The following is a 22,187-nucleotide window of genomic DNA, read 5'->3' as shown; positions in this document are numbered from 1 at the left end:
ACCGCATGGCGAAATGTGACGATTTTGCTGCGACACAGCAAACCACGTAGGGCGCTACCCGATTCCTAGAATCCATTGTTCCAACTTAATAAGGCTGCGCATATCGCGCAACAACCGATCTGCCTGCAGTTTGCGCAGTTATATCTGCGCGCCCAACCTGCCAATAAAACTGCCACTCCACGGCACGCCTGTTGGGAGCTAGTCGATTACGCGCCCGACCTCGAAAAAATCCAGCACATCGGCACGGCGCGCCAGGGCATCACGCTCGCCTAGCGCAATCAACTCGCGGGTATAACTGGATTCGAATAACAGGTAAGAAGCCAGCGCCGCACCCCGGACCTCGGTTGCGCCTATACCGGAGAGCATCATGCGTATGGGTTTGGGCAGACTGCCGGTATGGCGACTGGCAATTTCATCAAGCCGCTGTGATGGGGCGATGATCAGCATCTCGACCGGTCGCAACGACGTTTGCATGCGCTGCTCCTCGCTGAGCATCGACAAGGTGAGGTTAATGCGCGTCATGCGCTCGATGTCCACCGCCAGACTATCAAGAAAAATACTCGACATCGCATGCCCGGCAACCTGGGCGAGGCTGGGATAGCGCGCCGCGCCCTCGCGCATTGTTGGCGGCTCATGGAGCCTGCCGGCACCGACCACCAGCACCTTGTCGGCACCCAGATGAATGGCCGGTGAAATCGGTGCCAGCTGGCGCATCGAACCATCGCCACAATACTCGCGTCGCCCATCGAAAAACAACGGCGTGGCAGGAAAAATCAGCGGAATCGCCGATGACGCCAGCAGATGCTCGACACCAATCTGGGCCCGTATCGAGACGCGCTGCGTACGCACCCACGGTGCGATCTGCGCTTCGCTTTGATAGAAAGTGACATGCTGGCCGCCCGTGTACGACGATGCCGTTACCGCCAGCGCGTGCAGCTTGCCATCAAGCAGCGCCGCATCCAGCCGCGGAAAATTCAGCATCCTGTGTAGCAGCGTAATCAGTGGCGTATTGTCGAGCAATGCGTTCGGCGGATTGGCATGCCATTTGCGCAGTAACCAGCCAAACGACAGCAACGACAGCCAGCGCGCGCCCGAACGCATCACCCCGAGCGAGTCGGCACGATAGACCTGTTCGACCGAAAAATTTTCCCAGATAGATAGCACATGCTGCAAGCCACCACCAAAATCATCGGCATGGCAGGCCAGCGCCGTGGCATTGATCGCACCGGCCGAAGTGCCACAGATGATGTCGTAGGGATTGCGCGCCGCCGACCATCCCGCCTCACACAGAATCTGCGAGATCGCCTTCAGTACACCCACCTGATACGCACCACGTGCGCCACCACCGGTGAGGACCAAGCCTGTTTTTTTGGGATTTTGCATGGGCGATCAGTCGCCCATAACCAAGCCCTCACGACGCGGATCGGCGCCGCCAAACCAGACATCCTCGCCATGGATGGTCATGCGCATGATGCCTTGCAGACCGGAGGTCTGTTCCATCACGCGTACGTTATGTCCCTTGGCTTTCAATCCATCGACCAGCGCATCCGAGACCCTGCCCTGCTCCAGCTCGGTCGGTCCGTTGCGGCTGCCAAAGTTCGGCAGGCTGATGGCCTGCTGCACGTCCAGCCCCCAGTCCATCATGCCGATGAGCACCTTGCCGACATAGTTGATGATCGCGGACCCACCCGGCGAACCGGCCGACAACATCAGTTTGCGGGTGCCTTTTTCGAACACGAAGAGCGGCGACATCGCACTGCGCGGACGCTTGCCACCCTCGACGCGGTTGGCGATTGGGCCGTTCGCATCACTGGCATCAAACGAAAAATCGGTCAGCTGATTGTTCAGTAAGAAGCCATCGACCATCTGGCGCGAACCGAACTGGTCCTCAATGGAGGTCGTCATCGATACCGAATGGCCTTGTGCATCCACGATCGATATGTGCGAGGTCGAGTTGTACTCCGGCGCGGTGTCGAGTCCCTGCGCCAGCAGCGTCACGCGTGGCAGGCCGAATCGGGCAACGCCCATCGACTTGTCGGTAATAAGCTCCGCACGGGAGGCCAGGTACTGTTTGTCCAGCAGCGGTTTGACGCTGCCACCTGGCAAAGGCACGAAATCGGTATCGGCAACATAGCGCGCACGATCCGCAAAGGTCAGACGGCCGGCTTCACTGAACAGGTGCACACCCTCGACGTTGAGTACGCCATCTTTGGGTGCATAGGCGCCCATGTTGCGCGTTTCCAGGATGCCCAGAATCTGTGCAATTGCGATACCTCCCGAGGACGGCGGCGGCATGCCGCAGACAGTCCAGGCTTTGTAATCGCTGCAAACCGGCTCACGTACCTTGGCCTGATAGCCGGCGATATCGGCGACGGTCAGGCCGCCCGGATTGGTTGGATGGCCCTGCACCTTGGCGGCGATATCCCGCGCCACCCGGCCGCTGTAAAACGCGTCGGCACCACCGGCTGCGACTTCCCGCAAGACCCGCGCCAGCGCCGGATTTTTCAGCACGTGGCCTGCGGTCCATGGGTTACCCTCCCTGTCATAAAAATAGGCAGCGGCAACCGGATCTTTCCTCAAATGGCGTTCATTTTTGAGCAGACTGGCGAGCCTTGGGCTAACCGCAAATCCGTCATCAGCGAGTTTGATGGCGGGGGCAAACAGCGTCGCCCAGGGCAGCTTGCCATATTGCTTGTACGCCAGTTCGAGCAAGCGCAATTCGCCGGGGGCTCCAACCGAGCGGCCACCGACGACGCCATCAAGAAACGCCAGCGGCTTGCCATCGGCGGACTGAAACAGCTTCTCGGTGGCGCTGGCCGGTGCCGTTTCGCGACCATCGAATGCCTTGACATCGGTGCCGTCGAAATACATCAGAAATCCGCCACCGCCGATGCCGGACGATTGCGGCTCCACCAGCGTCAGCACCATCTGGGTAGCGATCGCCGCATCGATTGCGGAACCGCCGGCTTTGAGGATCTGGTAACCGGCATTGGTGGCCAGCGGATTGGCTGCAGCGACCATGAATTTTTTGGCGGCGACACCGGTTTTTTCGGTGTACCCGCTGGCGGCTTCGGGGGACGCTGACGGTGCAACCGAAGCAACCGGAACCAGCGCAGCGGGATTACTGGCGCAACCCGCGAGGGTCACGACAGAGGATGCGACGAAGAGGGAAATGAGGTTGAGTTTCTGCATGCGGACTCCATAAAAAAAGGCAAGCACAACGCTTGCCTCAGTGTAGGCCGCAGAGCCAGTGACTGTCATTGAAAAATCCGCTGCAACGACCCTCTGCGCATCAACAAAATGACAAAAATTTCGTGACCAGTTTATTTTGGCTGCATGCGGATGGCGCCATCGAGCCGGATGGTTTCACCATTCAGCATGACGTTTTCAATAATCGCCTTGGCCAGATGCGCGTACTCGGCAGGACGTCCGAGCCGGGGTGGGAACGGTACCATCTTGCCGAGTGCATCCTGGACTTCCTGTGGCATGCCAAGCAGCATCGGCGTTTCAAAGATACCGGGTGCAATCGTCATCACGCGCACGCCGCTGCGCGACAGGTCGCGCGCCATGGGCAAGGTCAGACCGACCACCGCTGCTTTGGACGAGGCATAGGCTGCCTGACCGATCTGGCCATCGTAGGCCGCGACCGATGCGGTGTTGATGATGATGCCGCGTTCGCCATGTTCGGCGGGCTCGGTTTTCTCCATGGCTTCGGCAGCCAGGCGTGCCATGTTGAACGTACCGACCAGATTGATGTTGACGGCGCGCTGGAAGACATCCAGCGGATGCGGGCCATTTTTGCCAACGGTCTTGACGGCAGGTGCCACACCGGCGCAATTGATCAGGCCACGCAAGGTTCCCAGGCTGACGGCGGCGGCAACAGCGGCCATGCCGTCGACTTCGGAAGTGACGTCGCATTTGACAAACTTGCCGTGCAATTCAGTGGCGAGCAATTCACCGGCTTCGGTCTGGACATCAGCCAGGACGACTTTGCCGCCGTTGGCCACGATCATGCGCGCGGTCGCGGCGCCAAGTCCGGAGGCCCCACCGGTGATCAGGAATACGTTGTCTTGGATTTGCATGCTGTTCTCGCTCAGGTTGGAATTGGAAGGAAGCCAGATTGACGTATACGTCAATTAGCCGGAGATTGTAGCGAGTTTTCTCCTGTGCACCAGAAAAAAGAAAGCCGCCAAAGCGGCATTCTTCTTTTTAAAAATAATCTACGGCTTGGGCGCAGGTGCCTGCGGCGGCAATGGCGCGATCGGCGCAGGTGGTGCCAATGAAGGAACCGGCGTTGTCGGTGCCATCACGCTGCTGTGCGCGCCGCCCATTTGCGGACCCACCGCGGGCAGCAGCGGCACCATCAGCAGCGCGACAATGTTGATGATCTTGATCAGCGGATTGACCGCCGGACCGGCCGTATCCTTGTACGGATCGCCGACCGTATCGCCCGTTACCGCCGCCTTGTGTGCCTCCGATCCCTTGCCGCCGTGATGGCCGTCTTCAATGTATTTCTTGGCATTGTCCCAGGCACCACCGCCGGTGGTCATCGAGATCGCCACGAACAGGCCAGTCACGATCGCCCCCATCAGCAAGCCACCGAGCGCGGCAGGCCCAAGCAGCAGACCGACCAGGATAGGCACGATGACCGGCAACAGCGATGGCACGATCATTTCCTTGATTGCGGCGGTAGTGAGCATATCGACCGCCTTGTCGTATTCGGGCTTGCCGCTGCCGTCCATGATGCCTTTGATGTCACGGAACTGGCGCCGCACCTCGACCACCACGGCACCGGCGGCACGACCGACGGCCTCCATCGCCATTGCACCGAACAGGTAGGGAATCAGGCCGCCAATAAACAGGCCGACGATCACCAGCGGATTCGACAGATCGAATGAGGTGCCCTTGCCCACCGCATCGAGCGCATGGGTGTAATCGGCAAACAGCACCAGTGCGGCGAGCCCGGCCGAGCCGATCGCGTAACCCTTGGTGACGGCTTTGGTGGTATTGCCGACCGCATCCAGCGGATCGGTGATCGCCCGCACCGATTCCGGCATGCCAGACATTTCGGCGATGCCACCGGCATTGTCGGTAATCGGACCGAACGCATCGAGCGCGACGATGATGCCGGCCATCGACAGCATCGCCGTTGCCGCAATTGCGATGCCGTACAGACCACCCAGATAATACGAGATCAGGATTGCTGCGCAGACCGCCAGTACCGGATACGCCGTCGACTTCATCGACACGCCCAGCCCGGCAATGATGTTGGTGCCATGGCCAGTCGTCGAGGCCTGGGCGATGTGCCGTACCGGCTTGAAATCAGTCCCGGTGTAGTACTCGGTGACATACACCATCACACCGGTGAGGACGATCCCGACCACGGCAGAACCCAGCATCGATGGCCGCATGTCATAGGGCATGACGAGCCAGGTCACGGCAGCAAAACCGATCAGCGACAAGCCTGCCGCCCACCATAATCCGGTGTACAGGGCCGACATGATTTTTTTACCGGGTTTGGCTTTGACCATCGAACAGCCGATGATCGATGCAGGGATCGAGACCGCGGCGAGCAGCAGCGGATACAGTGCCGCCTGCAGCTCGTTTCCCTTGATCAGCAAGGCCCCCAGCAGCATCGTCGCAATCAGCGTCACCACATAGGTTTCGAACAGGTCGGCGGCCATGCCGGCGCAGTCGCCGACGTTGTCACCGACGTTGTCGGCAATCACGGCGGGATTGCGTGGATCGTCTTCGGGAATCCCGGCTTCGACCTTGCCGACCAGATCGGCGCCCACATCCGCGCCCTTCGTAAAGATGCCACCGCCCAGCCGCGCGAAAATCGAGATCAGCGACGCGCCGAACGCCAGTCCGATCAATGGCTTGATCAGGTCATGCAGTACCGCAGTGCTGCTGGCCGCCGTAGTCAGGTACCAATAGAACAGCGTCACTCCGAGCAGCCCGAGTCCGACCACCAGCATGCCGGTGATCGCGCCGCCGCGAAACGCCACATCGAGCGCATCGTTCATGCCGCGCGTCGCGGCCTGGGCGGTGCGCACATTGGCCCGCACTGATACATTCATGCCGATGAATCCGCACGCGCCGGACAGCACCGCGCCAATCAGAAAGCCGATGGCCGTGATCATGCCTAGCCCCGGAAGAAACGCAATCACGACAAACAGGATCGCGCCGACGATGCCGATGGTGCGGTATTGTCGCGCCAGATAGGCTGAGGCGCCGAGTTGAATTGCCGCAGCGATTTCCTGCATGCGGGGGTTGCCCGCGTCCTGCTTCAATATCCAGCTGCGCGACCATATTCCGTATACCACTGCGACGATCCCGCATGCTACGGCAAACCACAAACCTGCTGTCATGTCGATTCCTCCTCATGTTCACAATCAAGAAAACACCGGATGGAGAATGACAAGGCGAGTAGGCATTGTCGATGCCGTCTTGCCTTGCCGCGCTCCGTTCAACCTTCACGCTACCCTGCCTGTCTGGCTTGCCGCTTGATATTGCTTGATTCGGTGGCTGCATGCGCCTGCCCGAATCGTGTTCTTGCGCTGGTTACCCGAGACCCCGCGAATGACTTCTGGAGCTGGTACCAATTTGCCCATAAAAAAAGCGGACACATGGTCCGCTTTCATTTTTCTTCGCTTATTTTGCGAGCGCTTCAAACGCTGCGTCGCGAATGGCTTCCACCGGACCCACCCCCGCAATCTTGCGATATTGTGGTGCTGCAGGCAGACCCGATTCGGCCCACTGGTTGTAATAGCCAACCAGCACTTCGGTCTGTTCGTGGTAGACCGAAAGGCGCTTTTTGACGGTGTCTTCCTTGTCGTCATCGCGCTGGATGAGTTCCTCGCCGGTCAGGTCATCCAGTCCGGCGACTTTTGGCGGATTGAAGGCAACATGGTAAGTACGCCCTGAACCGGGATGCACACGACGCCCGCTCATGCGCTCGATGATCGAGGCATCAGGAACATCAATCTCCAGCACGTAATCCAGATTGACGCCAGCTTCCTTGAGTGCGTCTGCCTGCGGAATCGTGCGCGGAAAACCGTCGAACAGATAGCCGTTGGCACAATCAGCATCGGTCAGACGTTCCTTGACCAGTCCGATGATGATGTCATCCGACACCAGACCGCCGGCGTCCATCACTTTTTTTGCAGCCATGCCGAGTTCCGTGCCTGCCTTGACGGCGGCGCGGAGCATGTCGCCTGTGGAGATTTGCGGGATGTTGTATTTCTCTTTGATGAAAGTAGCTTGTGTGCCTTTACCGGCACCAGGCGCTCCTAAGAGGATGAGGCGCATTTTGTTCCCTAACTAGTTTTGAATTCTTTTGGTGATTGTCTCGCACGACATGACCTGAGCATGACCGCGCAGGCTGTTGTATCACACTTACTTTGCACGAAACTTACCATACAATTTCGCCAACCCGATCGCCCACTTTGATTTGACCTGATTCATCGCGTGAAATGCAGCCGGACACGCGCCAGGTCCTCGGCCGTATCGACACCACCTGCCGGTGCACTGTGCGTCACGTGCACGGCAATCGGAAAGCCGTTCCACAGCACACGCAATTGTTCCAGCGCTTCGATCTGTTCAAGCGGACTCGGTGTCAGCCCCGGATACGCCTGCAGGAAATCATTGCGGTAGGCGTACAGGCCGATATGACGCAACGGCTGGTATCCATCAGGCATCACGGCCTGCGACACGGCAAACGCGTCCCGATGCCACGGCATGGCCGCGCGTGAAAAATACAGCGCCCGGTCGTGACGGTCCAGCACCACCTTCACCACATTGGGATTGAACAGATCGTCACAGTCGGTGATCACATGGGCGGCAGTTGCCATCGGCACCTGATCCGAAATCCGTGCTGCCGTCGCGGCAATCAATTCCGGATCGATCAGTGGCTCGTCCCCTTGCACATTGACCACCACAGCCTGCGCCGGCAAACCCAGCTCGGCTGCCACTTCGGCGATCCGGTCGGTGCCCGACGGATGATCGGCGCGGGTCAATCGCACTTCGACACCATGCAACTGACAGGCTGCAAAAATAGCTGCATGGTCGGTGGCGACGATGATGCGCGCCGCGCCCGACAGCTGCGCTCGCTCTGCGACCCGAACCACCATCGGTTTTCCTCCCAGGTCAGCGAGCGGCTTGTTGGGCAGGCGGGTCGACGCCAGGCGAGCGGGGATGATGACGATAAAGGACATGGGATGGGGTCTGATCTGGCGGCAATGCGGGGCGTCGGCAATTGGCTTGCCGGGCGGGTGCTGGGTGGTCAGCCTGACGTACTACAGCACGCTGACTACAGCGGCTCTCCGGCCGCCGGCAAGACCAGCTGACGCACCACGGTCTCGCGCGCTTCGTCGGCCCACATGATCGGGATGCCATCGCGAATCGGATAAGCCAGCTTGTCTGCCTTGCAGATCAATTCCTGTGCTTTCCGGTCGTAATCCAATGGCCCTTTGCAGATCGGGCAAACCAGTATGTCAAGCAGTCGGGTATCCACGCAATTTCTCCACGATGAGTTCGGTCAGCGGGCCGTCGATGTGCGCCGCCACAGGCACGACCCACAGACGCGGGTCGGTTTTCAATGCCTCGATTTGGACACATTTTACTGCATCCTTCTCCGTAATCAGGATGACGTCTGCCGAGATCCCGGCAAAGGGGTTATCGGAAAAATCATGATGATCCGGCAAAGGCATGGTCGTGATCGAGAGTCCTGCGGCGCGCAGCATGCGGAAAAATCGCTCGGGATTACCGATACCGGCAGCCGCCAGGATAGTTCCGCCGAGACCGGACAGCGCCACGGCACGCGACCGATCCGCGAGCGCTTCGGCAGTTGTGCCAATTAATGTCATTTGCAAGGTGGCGGGCGGAAAACCCGCCGGTACCTGCCGGGCATTGACAACCGTCACATCGCGCCGGCGGGACATCGGTTCGCGCAGCGGCCCGGCCGGCAGCAGCCAGCCGTTGCCGCCACCACGCTCGTCAAACAGGACGATCTCGGCAGCACGCTGCAACCGGTAATGCTGCAAGCCGTCGTCGGAAATGATGACATCGACCGCAGGATGGCGCAGCAACAACGCACTGGCAGCCGCAACGCGGTCGCGTCCGACCACCACCGGGCAGTGTCCGCGCTGTGCAATCAGCAGCGGCTCGTCGCCCACCTGCACTGGCAGCGAATCCGGCAGCACCTCGGCGACCGCATCCGGTTGTCCGCCATACCCGCGCGAAATCACGCCTGGCACAAACCCGGCCTGGCGCAATGCATCGACCAGCCAAAGCACCAGCGGTGTCTTGCCAGTGCCCCCCACGAAGATGTTCCCGACCACCACGACAGGCACCGGCATGCGTGTACTCGACAGCCAGCCGACGCGATACAAGTTACGTCGCAACGCGGTCAGCACGGCAAACAGGATGGACACGGGCCACAGCAGGCAGGCCAGCACGCCACGGCGCTGCCACGCTGCGGTCAGGCGCTGTTCGAAAGAGTCGGGACGGGAAGACAAGACGAGCGCGCTACTTGCCGCTGCCGGCACTCTGCGCAGCGAAGGTAATCCGTTCGAACCCGGCCAGGCGTGCTGCCTCCAGCACGTTAATCACCGACTGATGCGTCGCAGTCCCATCGGCACTGATGATGACGATCGGATCTTTTTTGCTGTCGCCCTTGCGATTGCCTGCGTTGCGCAATTCCTCCGCCAAACCACGCGCATCACGAAACGCCACCTGCACATTGTTGACCGCATAACGCCCTTGCGAATCCACTGCGACGTTGATCTCGAACGGACGTTCGACCGCTTTCTCGGCGTCGGCCGTTGGTAGCGTGATTTGCAGCTCGGTGAACTTGCTGTAGGTGGTACTCACCATCAAAAAAATCAGAATCACCAGCAGCACGTCGATGAATGGAATCAGATTGATTTCGGGATCTTCCCTGGTCTTGCCGCGTCGAAAATTCATTGCCTCGGTCCCTGGGCTGTTGGGTGGCCTGTCATTTCCGGTTGCCGTGCACGGTATCGACGAAGCGCACTGCCTGCTTTTCCATGTCGACCACGAAGGTATCGACCAGGGCGCGGAAATGGCGATAGAACACCAGCGCCGGCATCGCAATCGCCAGGCCAAATCCGGTGTTGTACAGCGCCACCGAAATGCCGTGTGCCAGTTGCGCCGGATTCGCACCGGTGGCATTTTGTGCGCCGAAAATTTCGATCATGCCGACCACGGTGCCAAACAACCCCATCAGCGGCGCCAGCGTGGCGATGGTTCCCAGCGTTGTCAGGAAGCGCTCCAGTTCGTGGGCACTGGCCATGCCGGCTTCTTCGATTGATTCTTTCAGGATGTCCCGTGGCGCATCGACATTGCGCAGGCCGGCCGCCAGGACCTGGCCGAGCGGTGAATTCTGCTCCAGATTGGCCAGTACCTCGGCGTTGATTTTGCCGTTGTGATAGACCCGGATGACTTCCTGCAAGAGCTTGGGCGGCAAAATCCGGCTGCGGCGCAAGTACAGCAGGCGCTCGACAACCAGAGCCATGCCAATGACGGAAGCAATTAAAAGCGGCCAGATCGGCCACCCAGCGGCTTGAATGATTGCGAACAAAACGAACTCCCTGAAGCAGGTGAAAGGAATGGATCCTGAATGTAACTTGTTGTGGCAAGCAGAGCAAGCAGCCTTCTCGGACTGTGATTGCAGAGAAAAATTCCGGCGCTGATTCGTATCACAACGGCAGTTGCCAAAACAGGTATCGTGTCTGCAAAATCGGCCATCGCGGGGCTCGGCGTGCTGTGGATAACTTTGTGGGCAACTTCTTGCGATGTTAAGCGATCCATTTACCAGTGCTGTCGCGCCTCCTGCAACCAACATTATTTATCCATAAATTCCTATTAAAATCAAAGACTTGAAAATGGTTCCACTCAACAGGAAATATACTTCAACACTGCTGGACCGCAGACATGCCTGTGGACAGATTCTCCTATGGAAGCGCCCATGAATACCGACTTGCTGTCAACGACCCCCGACGCTCCCGCCCCTGTTCTGAGCGTATCGGCGCTGAACCAGTCGGTTGCGCGACTTCTGGAGCGACACTTTCCGTTGCTTTGGGTGTCGGGCGAAGTGTCCAACTTCACCAAGGCTGCATCAGGACACTGGTATTTTTCGCTGAAAGATGCGTCGGCGCAGGTGCGTGCCGTGATGTTTCGCGGCCGTGCCCAATACGCCGGATTCATCCCGCGAGAAGGCGACAAGGTTGAGGTTCGCACTCTGGTGACGCTGTATGCGGCACGCGGGGACTTCCAGCTGAGTGTGGAGTCGATCCGGCGCGCTGGTGTCGGCAACCTCTTTGAAGCGTTTTTGCAGCTCAAGCAAAAACTGGAGTCCGAAGGCTTGTTCGATCCTGCACGGAAGCGCCGCCTGCCGGTGTTTCCGCGCACGATCGGCATCGTGACCAGCCCGCAGGCAGCGGCATTGCGCGATGTGCTGGCCACGCTGCAACGCCGCACACCGCACCTGAACGTCATCCTCTATCCGACGCCGGTACAGGGCGACGGCGCTGCGCAAAAAATTGCGCAGGCTATCACCACCGCGTCACGCCGGGCGGAATGCGACGTGCTGTTGCTGTGCCGGGGCGGCGGCAGCATCGAGGATCTCTGGTCGTTCAATGATGAATCGGTGGCGCGCGCCATCGCGGCCTGCGCCATGCCGGTGATTGCCGGCGTGGGCCACGAAACCGATTTCACGATTGCCGATTTTGCCGCCGATCTGCGCGCCCCGACCCCGACTGCGGCAGCCGAACTGGCGGCACGCCCGCGCGCGGAATGGCATGCGCTGGTTGAGGGCAATGCGCTGGCGCTGACCCGCACGGTCAGGCGCCGTCTGGCCGATCGGGGCCAGGGCCTCGACTGGCTTTCGCGCCGTCTGGTCAGCCCTGCGGCCATGATCCGCCATGAAAAAGTCAAGCTGGCGAGCTGGCAAATGCGCCTGGTCACTGCTACCCGTACGCCACTCACCACTGCGCGCCACGCACTGCAGCAGATGGGCAGCAGACTGACTTCGCAATGGCCGGACACCCGCCCTGCCCGACTCCAGGTTGCCGAAAACCGGCGTCGCATGACGACTGGCATCTCGATCCGGACAGCACGCATGCGTCAACAGTTATCTGCCCTGAGCGCACAACTGGAACTGCTTGCACCGCAACGCACACTGGAACGCGGTTACGCGATCATCACGGATGCGCAGGGCAACATCGCACGCTCGACCAGACAGTTGCAGCCGCGTGAAATGATCACGGTCCGGCTAGCGGATGGCAGCGCGCAAGTGGGAATTGCCAGCGTGCAAACGAACCTTGGCGACTGACTGCAGTATCGATTGCCGCATTGCGTGTCGCATTGATTTACTCGTGCAGCCTGTCGATGCAGGCCATCGGCTTACGACTTACAATGAAGCCCGCACAAATTTTGTACTTCTGCCCACACACCCGAAAGGACGACCATGGAACACACCCTGCCCGCTCTGCCCTATGCAATGGATGCTCTCGCGCCGCATATTTCCAAGGAAACACTTGAGTACCACTACGGCAAGCATCATCAAGCCTATGTCACGAACCTGAACAATCTGATCAAGGGCACCGACTTCGAAAGCGCCACGCTCGAAGAGATCATCAAGAAATCGTCCGGCGGCGTCTTCAACAATTCGGCCCAGGTCTGGAACCACACGTTCTACTGGAACTGCCTGACGCCGAACGGCGGCGGCGAACCGACGGGTGCGCTGGCAGATGCAATCAATGCCAAATTCGGCTCGTTCGACAAATTCAAGGAAGATTTTTCCAAGTCGGCTGTCGGCAACTTCGGTTCCGGCTGGACCTGGCTGGTCAAGAAAGCCGACGGCTCGGTTGACCTGGCAAACACCTCCAATGCTGGCTGCCCGCTGACCGGCGCCGACACACCGTTGCTGACCTGCGATGTCTGGGAACATGCTTACTACATCGACTACCGCAATGCGCGTCCGAAGTATGTCGAGACATTCTGGAAACTGGTGAACTGGGATTTCGTGGCAAAGAACTTCGCCTGATAGCCTGACCCGCAGTATCAGAGGGTTAGCTCCCACCGGGAACTGACCCTTTTTTTTAGTCTCAGCCAGGCTCATACCCTATCCCTATCGAATGCATTAAGACAATTGCATTTACGTTTTTACTGCACTTGGCTATTCTTCACTCACCCAATCACTTCAACAAAGCGAGAACCTCCATGTCTTTGATCAATACGAAAGTTGCACCCTTCACCGCCAACGCTTACCACAACGGCAAATTCACCACCGTCACTGAAGCTGATCTGCTCGGCAAATGGTCCGTATTCGTGTTCTACCCGGCTGACTTCACGTTTGTCTGCCCAACCGAACTCGGCGACCTGGCCGACAACTACGCGACCTTCCAGAAGCTTGGCGTCGAAATCTACAGCGTCTCGACCGACACGCATTTCACGCACAAGGCCTGGCACGATACGTCGGACACCATTGAAAAAATCACCTATCCGATGCTGGCAGACCCAACGGGCAAAATCACCCGTGCTTTCGATGTGATGATCGAAGAAGAAGGCCTGGCACTGCGCGGTACTTTCGTCATCAATCCGGAAGGCGACATCAAGCTGTGCGAAATTCATGACAACGGTATTGGCCGCGATGCCACCGAACTGCTGCGCAAAGTGCAAGCCGCTCAATACGTTGCCGCACATCCGGGCGAAGCCTGCCCGGCCAAATGGACCCCGGGTGCAGAAACACTGACTCCGTCGTTCGACCTGGTCGGCAAGATCTAACAGCAACAACTGAAATGCAAACTGGCGTGCCATCCGTGGCACGCCAACCGGCAGCACCTCCTCCCGAACAGCTTGGTCAAGCGGTGGCCCAGGCTACTCCGGCGGTGGAACTGCATCGTGACTTTTGCGCCAATTTGCGCTAACCGAACATCACTTTAAAGCGAGCTCAACATGCTGGATGCAAACACAAAAACCCAATTAAAAGCCTATCTTGAAAAAGTCGTCATGCCGATCGAGATCGACGCGTCGCTGGATGACAGCACCAAGTCGGCCGAGATGCTTTCCCTGCTCAACGACATCAAGTCGCTGTCCGACATGGTGACCCTGCGCGAACACCGCAATGATGGTCAGCGCACGCCGTCCTTCGCAGTCAACCGCGTCGGTGCGGACATGGGAATCCGTTTTGCGGGTATCCCGATGGGCCATGAATTCACCTCGCTGATACTGGCTCTGTTGCAGGCCGGGGGTCACCCACCAAAAACCGAAGCCGATGTCATCGAGCAGATCCGCAATCTCGACGGCGAGTTCCGGTTCGAGACCTACATCTCGCTGTCTTGCCACAGCTGCCCGGAAGTGGTCCAGTCACTGAACCTGATGGCGGTCATCAATCCGAAAATCCGTCACGTCATGATCGACGGCGCGCTGTTCCAGGATGAAGTCAAGGAACGCGAAATCATGTCGGTACCCAGCGTGTTCCTCAATGGCCAGCTGTTTGGTTCGGGACGCATGGAACTGGCCGAGATCCTGGCCAAGCTCGATACCGGCTCGGTCAAGCGGGATGCAGAAAAAATCTCGCAGAAAGACGTCTTCGATCTGCTGATCGTCGGTGGTGGCCCGGCCGGTGCGTCGGCAGCGATTTATGCCGCACGCAAAGGCATCCGTACCGGCATCGTCGCTGAACGTTTTGGCGGCCAGGTCATGGACACGATGGGCATCGAAAACTTCATTTCCGTGAAAGCCACCGAAGGACCGAAACTGGTCGCGGCGCTGGAGCAGCATGTGAAGGAATACGACGTTGACGTGATGAACCTGCAGCGCGCAGCAGCGCTGATCCCGGGCGACCTGATTGAGATCAAACTGGCCAGCGGTGCCAGCCTGAAAGCGCGTTCGGTGATTCTGGCGACCGGTGCACGCTGGCGCGAGATGAATGTCCCGGGCGAGCAGGAATACCGCAATCGCGGCGTCGCGTATTGTCCGCATTGCGATGGCCCTCTGTACAAAGGCAAGCGCGTTGCAGTGATCGGTGGCGGTAATTCCGGCGTCGAGGCGGCGATCGACCTCGCCGGGATCGTCAAGCATGTCACGCTGATCGAATACGACAGCCAGCTGCGTGCCGACTCGGTGCTGCAGCGCAAGCTGCACAGTTTGCCAAACGTCACCGTGATCACCAGCGCACAGAGCACGGAAGTATCCGGCGACGGTACACGCGTCAATGGTTTGCACTACACCGATCGCAAGAACGGCACGGCGCACACCGTCGATCTGGAAGGCATTTTCGTGCAGATCGGACTGCTGCCGAATACCGACTGGATCAAGGGTACGGTGGCATTGACCGCGCGTGGCGAGATCGAGATCGATGCCCGCGGCCAGACTTCGGTACCAGGCGTGTTTGCGGCCGGCGATGTGACCAACATCCCGTTCAAGCAGATCATCATCGCCATGGGTGAAGGATCGAAAGCGGCACTCAGCGCCTTCGACCACCTGATCCGCAGCTCGGCGCCAGCCGAAGCAGAGGTCGCTGTCGCCGCGTGAAGCAGGACGGTTGATGCATGAAAAAAGGGACGGCTGATTGCCGTCCCTTTTTTTGTCTGGCGAACCGGTACCGGAACATGCAGGTCAAGCGAACGAATCGTCTCCGTCAAACATGCTGTCATCGCTGGCCACGCTGGTATCAGCGATATCGGTCACATCGCTATCTGCCAGCGGTGTGGCCGCCGGTGTCGATGTCGCCGACGGGGTGCTGCCAACGCTGTCAGCCATCGATGAAAACGGGTTGGCCTGACCGGCTGCCGGAGCGCCCGCATGCGCGGCATCGCCATGATGCCCCATCAAATTGCCGATTCCCTGAAACAAAAACGCGCCACCGGCAACGCCCGCTGCAGTCGCCGCCATGGTGCCCAGAAAATTGCCCCCGCCACCGCCAAAAAAGCCGGCGGCGGCAGGTGCCTGTGCCGTCGCTTGCACGGGTATCGGCATCGCCTGCGCTGGCGCGGAAAAGGCAGGACGGCTATCGACCGACGTGGCTTGCACCTGTGTACTGGCCGTCACCGATCGCCCCCAGGCATTGCTGCCGCCATCGAGAAAACTGCTGGCAGCAGCAGCCGGAGCCACCGGGACAACCAGCGTACGCAGCTCCGCCTCAAGACTGGCAATCCGCTCATTGGCAGCAACGAGTGCCTGATCCTGCAGCAAGGCACGCTGCACCAGAAAATACGGCGCGTCGGGCTGGGCTGCGACTGCATCGGCAATCAACGTCGCTGCCTGCGGATCCCGGGGTGCGCCAGCGACGGCGCGCAACTGACCAAGAAAGTCAGTCAGCATGCGGGTTTCATTGGGACTCATCGTGACTCTCCATCGTGAAAAACAAGGTTCATGGCAGATGGGGCCAGTATCCTTCCGGCACAAGATGACATGGCATCGGAAAAAAATTTCATCGAGAAAACAAGTCAGTTACACTCCGCGAGTATCAGGCGTTGCCAGGCAGCCGCAACCCTGCGATCAAGGCCCCCATCAAGGAGAACGCGCAGTGTTACCCATCATCGCTCATCCGCTGTGCCACGCGGCGGAATCGCCAGCACAAAGTTGCAACGAAACTGGTCGTGGAACCGTTCGATGCTGACAGATTTCAACTGGCCGGTTCCGGCACATTACGACACGCTGTTACTCCCTGTCAGCGCGAACGAGGTCGACGACGAACCGGCCGAACTTACGATGCAGAATGGTCGGTCCCAAGAGGGCATACTGATGCATCTCGATGGCGCCGAAATGTATGTTGAATTTCGTACCCGGCGGTCTGCGTCGAGCGTGCGGATCGGCTTCACCAACCTGAGAATGCTGTGCCTGATCACGCCGGTCGCCATGCACAAGTTGCCGTTATCGGACGACGTCATCGCGACCGGCATCGCGATCGCATCGACACAGCAGAAATGCGTGGTCCACTACCACACCGGTGACCCGCTGATCCTGCAAACAATCAGTCTGGTCGCCAAAGCCTACGGTCTGTTTCTGTACCTCCCCGTGGAGGGAAGTGACAAGGTACTACGCTGCTTCATTCCCGCCGCCGCGATCAAGAATTACGAGATCGGCGACCAGCTCGGAAAAATGCTGGTCGCCGAAAAAATCGTCACCGAAAGCCACCTCAGTGCCGGCCTCGAAAAGCAGGAACAGCTGCGCTCGCAAAAGCTCGGGGATTACCTGAAACAGCAACATATCATCACCCAGGAAAACGTCGAAACGGCGCTGCAAAGCCAGAAAGGCAAGCCGCAATTGCGCCTCGGCGAAGCACTGCTGCAAGAAAACCTGATCACCGAAACACAGTTGGCCGACGCGCTGGCTGCCCAGACGCAAAATCGCAAGGTACCGCTGGGCGATATCCTCATCGAGATGAACATCGTCAGCCTGGATACGATCAAGCGCGTGCTGGCCCAGAAACTGGGTATTCCGTTCGTGACACTGCGTGGCTTCAAGTTTGATCCGGCTCTCACGAAAGCCATCCCGGGTGACTTTGTCCGCAAGTACAAGATGATGCCGCTGTACCAGACCCCGTCGCGCATGGTGGTGGCGATGGAAAATCCGCTGGCCCATCATGCCCTGCAGGAGCTGGCGTTTTACACCAAACTGAAGATCGATCCGGTGATGGCATCGGCCGATGAGCTGCGGACCGTGATTAGCCAGATCTATGGCGCAAAGGGCGATGGCGGCAACATTGCCGAGCTCGTTTATGAACTTGGCGCAGATGAAGTCAAATTCGACACACCAGTCGAAACCATCACCGAGTCGGACAATACGCTGGTCCGGCTGGTCAACAAAATCATCCTCGATGCGAATGACCAGGGCGTCTCCGACATCCACATCGAGAACATGAAAGGCAACCGGCCAACCAGGGTGCGCTTTCGCAAAGATGGTGTGATGCAAGCCTACTCGGAAGTGCCGGCGCAGTTTCGCAATGCACTGGTATCGCGCATCAAGATCATGTGCCGCCTGGACATCTCGGAAAAGCGCCGCTCGCAAGACGGCAAAATGAATTTCGAGCAGTACGGTCCGGCCAGCATCGAGCTGCGGGTATTGACCATCCCGACCACCGAAGGTCTGGAAGATATCGTCATGCGTATTCTGGCGGCGCCCAAGGCCGTCACGATCGAGAGCCTCGGCCTGTCGGAATACGGCATGGAAGGATTAAAAAAACTGGCCCTGAGACCACATGGCTTGCTGTTCGTGTGCGGTCCAACCGGCTCGGGAAAAACCACCACACTGCATTCGCTGCTGAACTTCATCAATACCCCGGAGCGCAAGATCTGGACCGTCGAAGACCCGGTTGAAATTACCCAGGATGGCCTGCGTCAGGTGCAGGTGCAAGCCAAGATCGACTGGACCTTTGCGGCCGTGCTGCGCAGCTTCATGCGAGCCGATCCGGACGTCATTATGGTGGGAGAAACCCGCGATCCCGAGACAGCGAAAACCGTCATTGAAGCGTCACTGACCGGCCATCTGGTGTTCTCGACCATGCACACCAACAGCGCGGCCGAGAGCGTTGTGCGGCTGCTCGATTTCGGACTGGACCCGTTCAACTTCGCCGATGCCTTGCTCGGTGTAGTCGGGCAGCGGTTGGCGCGCAGACTCTGCAATCAATGCAAGACATCCCATGCGGCGTCCGAGGAAGAGCTGGACATGCTGGCCAGCGAATACTGCTTTGAAACGGACCTCGACAAGACCGAGGTCCGGCAGCGCTGGCAGCGGCATTACGGTCGCGACGGTGGCCAGATAGCGCTGTTTTCAGCCAGCGGTTGCGATTCCTGCAATGACACCGGTTACAAGGGACGGCTCGGCGTGCATGAAGTGCTGATCGCCACCGCGGCCGTCAAGAAAAAAATTCATGCTCGCGCCAACGTGCCAGAAATTCTGAAGGTCGCGATGTCGGAAGGCATGATGACGCTGCGTCAGGACGGCATTGAAAAGATTTTTCAGGGGCACACTGACTGGGAGCAAATTCGCACGGTATAAAGTTGTCGTTCGGGCGCCTTCAGCCAAACAGTGCCCTTGATTGATCGCCCCTCGAAACGCTCTATTGTTGCTAAATCAGCCATGAATGTGAACTATTGATAATTCGGGAAAATAGCGGAACTAACAGCTTATGATCACTCCCGTTGGTGGTGTTATTAACAATTAACAACACCCTCAGAGAGTTTCACAAACCTGTTTCATACAACTATTTCTGGCGCTTCGCCCCTACCCGTTTATTGGAGTCACACCATGAAAATTCAAATTCTAATTGCTGGCGTCGCACTGGCAGTTGCGAGCATGGCGTCCCAGGCGGCGACCAACATCGTCACCAACGGCAGCTTCGAAGCGCAGCAGATTTCCAGCGCATGGACCTCGTTGGCCAGCATCAGCGGCTGGACGTCCACCGACAGTTTCGAAATCCAGCGCGGCAGCAATTTCGGTGGCCAGTCGAACTTCAACACCGCAATCGATGGCCAGCAGTACCTGGAACTGAATGGCCGCCAGCTCACCACCGTGTCACAAAACCTGTCGACCACCACCGGTGGACTGTATCAATTGAACTTCCTGTACTCCGGACGGCCCGACCAGATCACCAGCCAGAACAGCAGCATGGACGTACTCTGGAATGGCACCAGCATCGGCAGCGTGTCTGCCGCGGGCAATTCAGGATGGAAGACATTTTCGTTCAGCAATCTGGCTGCCGGCGTCGGTGGCGCTACGCTGTTGTCGTTCCAGTCCACTGGACCGACCGGCCAGCCTAGCTATGGCTCATACCTGGATGGCGTCAGCGTGAGCGCGGTTCCGGAGCCAGGTATCTCGGCGATGATGGTGCTTGGACTGGGCATGATCGCTTTCGCTGGCAGTCGACGCAACAAACAGACCAAGTTTGACGCAGCATAACTAACTGTCCAAGTCACAAAAAAGCCGGATCAGCTGATCCGGCTTTTTTATTGCTGATTTGCGCTGTCAGTCCTTGCCAGCAGCCGTCGTACGCAGCGGCGCCATGCCGAGCACCCGGATCAGGAAGCCCCAGCGATCCGTGACTTCCTCGATCAATTTTCCCGTGGGCTTGCCAGCGCCATGTCCGGCCTTGGTCTCGATACGTATCAGCACCGGCGCCGCGCCACCCTGCGCCGCCTGCTCGGCGGCCGCGAACTTGAAGCTGTGCGCTGGCACCACCCGGTCATCGTGATCGGCCGTGGTCACCAGCGTGGCCGGATAACAGGTACCGGCACGCAAGTTATGCAACGGCGAATACGCATACAGTGCCTTGAACTGCGTAGCGTCATCGGCCGAACCATAGTCCGAGGTCCAGGCCCAGCCGATCGTGAATTTGTGGAAGCGCAGCATGTCCATCACGCCCACCGCTGGCAAGGCCGCACCGAACAGCTCGGGGCGCTGCGTCAGTGCGGCGCCGACCAGCAGCCCGCCATTGCTGCCACCACCGATGGCCAGTTTCGTGGTCGAGGTGACCTTGTTGGCGATCAGCCATTCTGCTGCACCGATGAAGTCATCGAACACGTTCTGCTTTTGCAGCTTGGTGCCGGCCTGATGCCAGCGTTCGCCATATTCACCGCCACCGCGCAGGCTGGCCACGGCATAGACGCCGCCCATTTCCATCCAGGCCAGGTTGGCGACCGAGAACGCCGGTGTCAGCGAAATATTGAAACCGCCATAGCCGTACAGGTAGGTCGGATTGCTGCCATCGAGCGGGATGCCTTTCTTGTGCACGATGAACATCGGCACGCGCGTGCCATCCTTGCTGTTGAAAAAGACCTGGCGGGTTTCGTACTGCGCCGGATCGAATGCAATTGTCGGTTGCCGCACCACGCTGCTGGTGTCCGATGCGATGTCATACCGGTAGATGGTGCTGGGCGTGGTGAAACCGGTGTACGAATAAAAGGTCTCGGCATCGTCCCGCTTGCCACCAAAACCGGCCGCAGTGCCAATGCCGGGCAATGCCAACTCGCGCAGCAATGTGCCATTCAGATCGAACACCTTGACCTGGCTATGCGCATCCTGCAAATAGCTGGCAACCAGCCGGCCACCCGGCGCGCTGGCCGACAACAGCGTTTGCGGCGCCTGCGCGACCAGTTCTTTCCAGTGCGCCGGGGCCGGCTTGCGAATATCGATGGCAACGATGCGACTGCGTGGCGCCGCGTTGTCGGTCACGAACAGGAATACCGGGCCGTTGTTGTCGATGAACGTATAGGCAGCATCAAACCCGTCGAGCAGCGGCAACACCGGATTGCCAGCGTTGGCAAGATCCTTGTAATAGATCCGCGACTTGCGCTCGGTACCTTGCGAGATGGTGATGATGAGGTACTTGCCGTCATCGGTGACCGCGCCACCGAAACCCCAATCCTTGTGGTCCGGCCGGTCATACACCAGCGTGTCATCGGCTTGCGCCGTACCGAGCCGATGAAAGTACAGCTTCTGAAAATAATTGGTATCGGCCAGCTTGGTCGCTTCGTTCGGCGCATCGTAGCGACTGTAGAAAAAGCCCTTGCCGTCTTTGGTCCAGGACGCGCCGGAAAACTTCACCCAGCGCAATTCATCGTCCAGATCCTTGCCGCTGTCGATGTCTCGAATCTTCCAGTTGTTCCAGTCCGAGCCAGACACTGCGGTACCGTAAGCCAGATAGTTGCCATCGGGACTAACGGCCATACCAGCCAGCGCAATCGTGCCATCGGTGGCCAGCGTATTCGGGTCCAGCAACACGCGTGGCGCGGCGTCCAGCGTTGGCATGGTGTACAGCACCGCCTGGTTTTGCAGTCCGTCATTGCGACTGATGAAGTAGCGTCCGCCCTCCTTGAAGGGCACGCTGTAGCGTTCGTAATTCCAGAGTGTCGTCAGGCGCTGGCGTAACGCCGTGCGTTCGGGAATCTGTGCCAGGAACGATTGCGTGAGCTGGTTCTGTGCGCTGATCCAGGCCTGAGTCTGGGGACTGTTGCCGTCTTCCAGCCAGCGATACGGGTCGGCCACCTTGACGCCATGGTAGTCGTCGACCTGCCCGACTTTCTGACTGTCCGGATACGTCAGCCTGTTGTTATCATCCGGACATTGCGCGGCCATGACGCTATTGACCGACATGGCGGCGGCGAGAAGTACTGCGTGCTTGCGTTGCATGGAATGCGTCCATTTGAGGAGTCCGGAAA

The 22,187-nt window shown here is 58.9% G+C and carries 18 protein-coding genes; 6 read left to right on the top strand and 12 right to left on the bottom strand.

The window, feature by feature from the left end:
* Nucleotides 1-198: 198 nt before the first annotated feature.
* The 10 genes from ABD720_RS11900 to ABD720_RS11855 all read right to left on the bottom strand — a co-directional run bounded on the left by ABD720_RS11900 (nt 199) and on the right by ABD720_RS11855 (nt 10,603).
* Nucleotides 199-1,383, bottom strand: coding sequence for a patatin-like phospholipase family protein (locus ABD720_RS11900; protein ID WP_344763507.1), 1,185 nt, complete (start codon nt 1,381-1,383; stop codon nt 199-201).
* A gap of 6 nt (nt 1,384-1,389) precedes the next feature.
* On the bottom strand, nt 1,390-3,192 hold the full coding sequence (gene ggt / locus ABD720_RS11895; RefSeq protein WP_344763506.1) for a gamma-glutamyltransferase: 1,803 nt from the start codon (nt 3,190-3,192) through the stop codon (nt 1,390-1,392).
* A gap of 131 nt (nt 3,193-3,323) precedes the next feature.
* Nucleotides 3,324-4,082, bottom strand: coding sequence for a 3-hydroxyacyl-CoA dehydrogenase (locus tag ABD720_RS11890; RefSeq protein ID WP_344763505.1), 759 nt, complete (start codon nt 4,080-4,082; stop codon nt 3,324-3,326).
* A 138-nt stretch (nt 4,083-4,220) separates the two neighbouring features.
* The gene (locus tag ABD720_RS11885; RefSeq protein WP_344763504.1) at nt 4,221-6,371 is read right to left on the bottom strand and encodes a sodium-translocating pyrophosphatase; all 2,151 of its coding nucleotides are present in this window, start codon (nt 6,369-6,371) and stop codon (nt 4,221-4,223) included.
* 283 nt (nt 6,372-6,654) lie between these two features.
* Complete coding sequence (gene adk, locus ABD720_RS11880; RefSeq protein WP_344763503.1) at nt 6,655-7,311, bottom strand: adenylate kinase; 657 nt, start codon at nt 7,309-7,311, stop codon at nt 6,655-6,657.
* A 152-nt stretch (nt 7,312-7,463) separates the two neighbouring features.
* Nucleotides 7,464-8,216: a 3-deoxy-manno-octulosonate cytidylyltransferase gene (gene kdsB / locus ABD720_RS11875; RefSeq protein WP_344763502.1), complete on the bottom strand. Its 753-nt coding sequence runs from the start codon at nt 8,214-8,216 to the stop codon at nt 7,464-7,466.
* 95 nt (nt 8,217-8,311) lie between these two features.
* Complete coding sequence (locus ABD720_RS11870; protein WP_344763501.1) at nt 8,312-8,515, bottom strand: Trm112 family protein; 204 nt, start codon at nt 8,513-8,515, stop codon at nt 8,312-8,314.
* Entirely contained in the window at nt 8,496-9,518 is a 1,023-nt protein-coding gene (lpxK, locus tag ABD720_RS11865) for a tetraacyldisaccharide 4'-kinase (protein ID WP_344763500.1), read from the bottom strand. The genes ABD720_RS11870 and lpxK overlap by 20 nt, the downstream gene beginning before the upstream one ends.
* 10 nt (nt 9,519-9,528) lie before the next feature.
* Complete coding sequence (locus ABD720_RS11860) at nt 9,529-9,966, bottom strand: ExbD/TolR family protein (RefSeq protein ID WP_344763499.1); 438 nt, start codon at nt 9,964-9,966, stop codon at nt 9,529-9,531.
* A 31-nt stretch (nt 9,967-9,997) separates the two neighbouring features.
* Nucleotides 9,998-10,603 carry a MotA/TolQ/ExbB proton channel family protein gene (locus ABD720_RS11855; protein WP_344763498.1) on the bottom strand — a complete coding sequence of 202 codons (606 nt, stop codon included), beginning with the start codon at nt 10,601-10,603 and terminating at the stop codon, nt 9,998-10,000.
* A gap of 387 nt (nt 10,604-10,990) precedes the next feature.
* Between ABD720_RS11855 and xseA the strand changes: the two genes are divergently transcribed.
* The 4 genes from xseA (at nt 10,991) to ahpF (ending at nt 15,561) form a co-directional block, all read left to right on the top strand.
* On the top strand, nt 10,991-12,355 hold the full coding sequence (gene xseA / locus ABD720_RS11850; RefSeq protein ID WP_344763497.1) for an exodeoxyribonuclease VII large subunit: 1,365 nt from the start codon (nt 10,991-10,993) through the stop codon (nt 12,353-12,355).
* 135 nt (nt 12,356-12,490) lie between these two features.
* A complete protein-coding gene (gene sodB, locus ABD720_RS11845) occupies nt 12,491-13,069 on the top strand; it encodes a superoxide dismutase [Fe] (protein ID WP_344763496.1) in 579 nt (192 codons plus the stop codon).
* A 176-nt stretch (nt 13,070-13,245) separates the two neighbouring features.
* Nucleotides 13,246-13,809, top strand: coding sequence for an alkyl hydroperoxide reductase subunit C (gene ahpC / locus ABD720_RS11840; RefSeq protein ID WP_344763495.1), 564 nt, complete (start codon nt 13,246-13,248; stop codon nt 13,807-13,809).
* A 171-nt stretch (nt 13,810-13,980) separates the two neighbouring features.
* Nucleotides 13,981-15,561 (top strand): alkyl hydroperoxide reductase subunit F, encoded by a 1,581-nt coding sequence (gene ahpF / locus ABD720_RS11835; protein ID WP_344763494.1) that lies wholly within the window; start codon nt 13,981-13,983, stop codon nt 15,559-15,561.
* 84 nt (nt 15,562-15,645) lie between these two features.
* Here the strand turns inward: ahpF and ABD720_RS11830 are convergent, their stop codons facing one another.
* On the bottom strand, nt 15,646-16,371 hold the full coding sequence (locus tag ABD720_RS11830; protein WP_344763493.1) for a DUF2076 domain-containing protein: 726 nt from the start codon (nt 16,369-16,371) through the stop codon (nt 15,646-15,648).
* 270 nt (nt 16,372-16,641) lie between these two features.
* Here ABD720_RS11830 and ABD720_RS11825 point away from each other — a divergent pair, with 270 nt between their 5' ends.
* Together ABD720_RS11825 and ABD720_RS11820 are read left to right on the top strand one after the other, a co-directional pair.
* Nucleotides 16,642-19,029, top strand: a complete 2,388-nt coding sequence (locus tag ABD720_RS11825; RefSeq protein WP_344763492.1) for a GspE/PulE family protein — start codon at nt 16,642-16,644, stop codon at nt 19,027-19,029.
* Between the two features lie 249 nt (nt 19,030-19,278).
* Entirely contained in the window at nt 19,279-19,929 is a 651-nt protein-coding gene (locus ABD720_RS11820) for a DUF642 domain-containing protein (RefSeq protein ID WP_344763491.1), read from the top strand.
* A gap of 66 nt (nt 19,930-19,995) precedes the next feature.
* Here ABD720_RS11820 and ABD720_RS11815 read toward each other — a convergent pair whose 3' ends face one another.
* Nucleotides 19,996-22,158: a prolyl oligopeptidase family serine peptidase gene (locus ABD720_RS11815; protein ID WP_344763490.1), complete on the bottom strand. Its 2,163-nt coding sequence runs from the start codon at nt 22,156-22,158 to the stop codon at nt 19,996-19,998.
* Between the last annotated feature and the right edge of the window lie 29 nt (nt 22,159-22,187).

Source organism: Actimicrobium antarcticum, assembly GCF_039536745.1.
GTDB lineage: Bacteria > Pseudomonadota > Gammaproteobacteria > Burkholderiales > Burkholderiaceae_D > Actimicrobium > Actimicrobium antarcticum.
The sequence above is the reverse complement of the archived record's forward strand: the minus strand, read 5'-3'. Positions and strand labels throughout refer to the sequence as shown.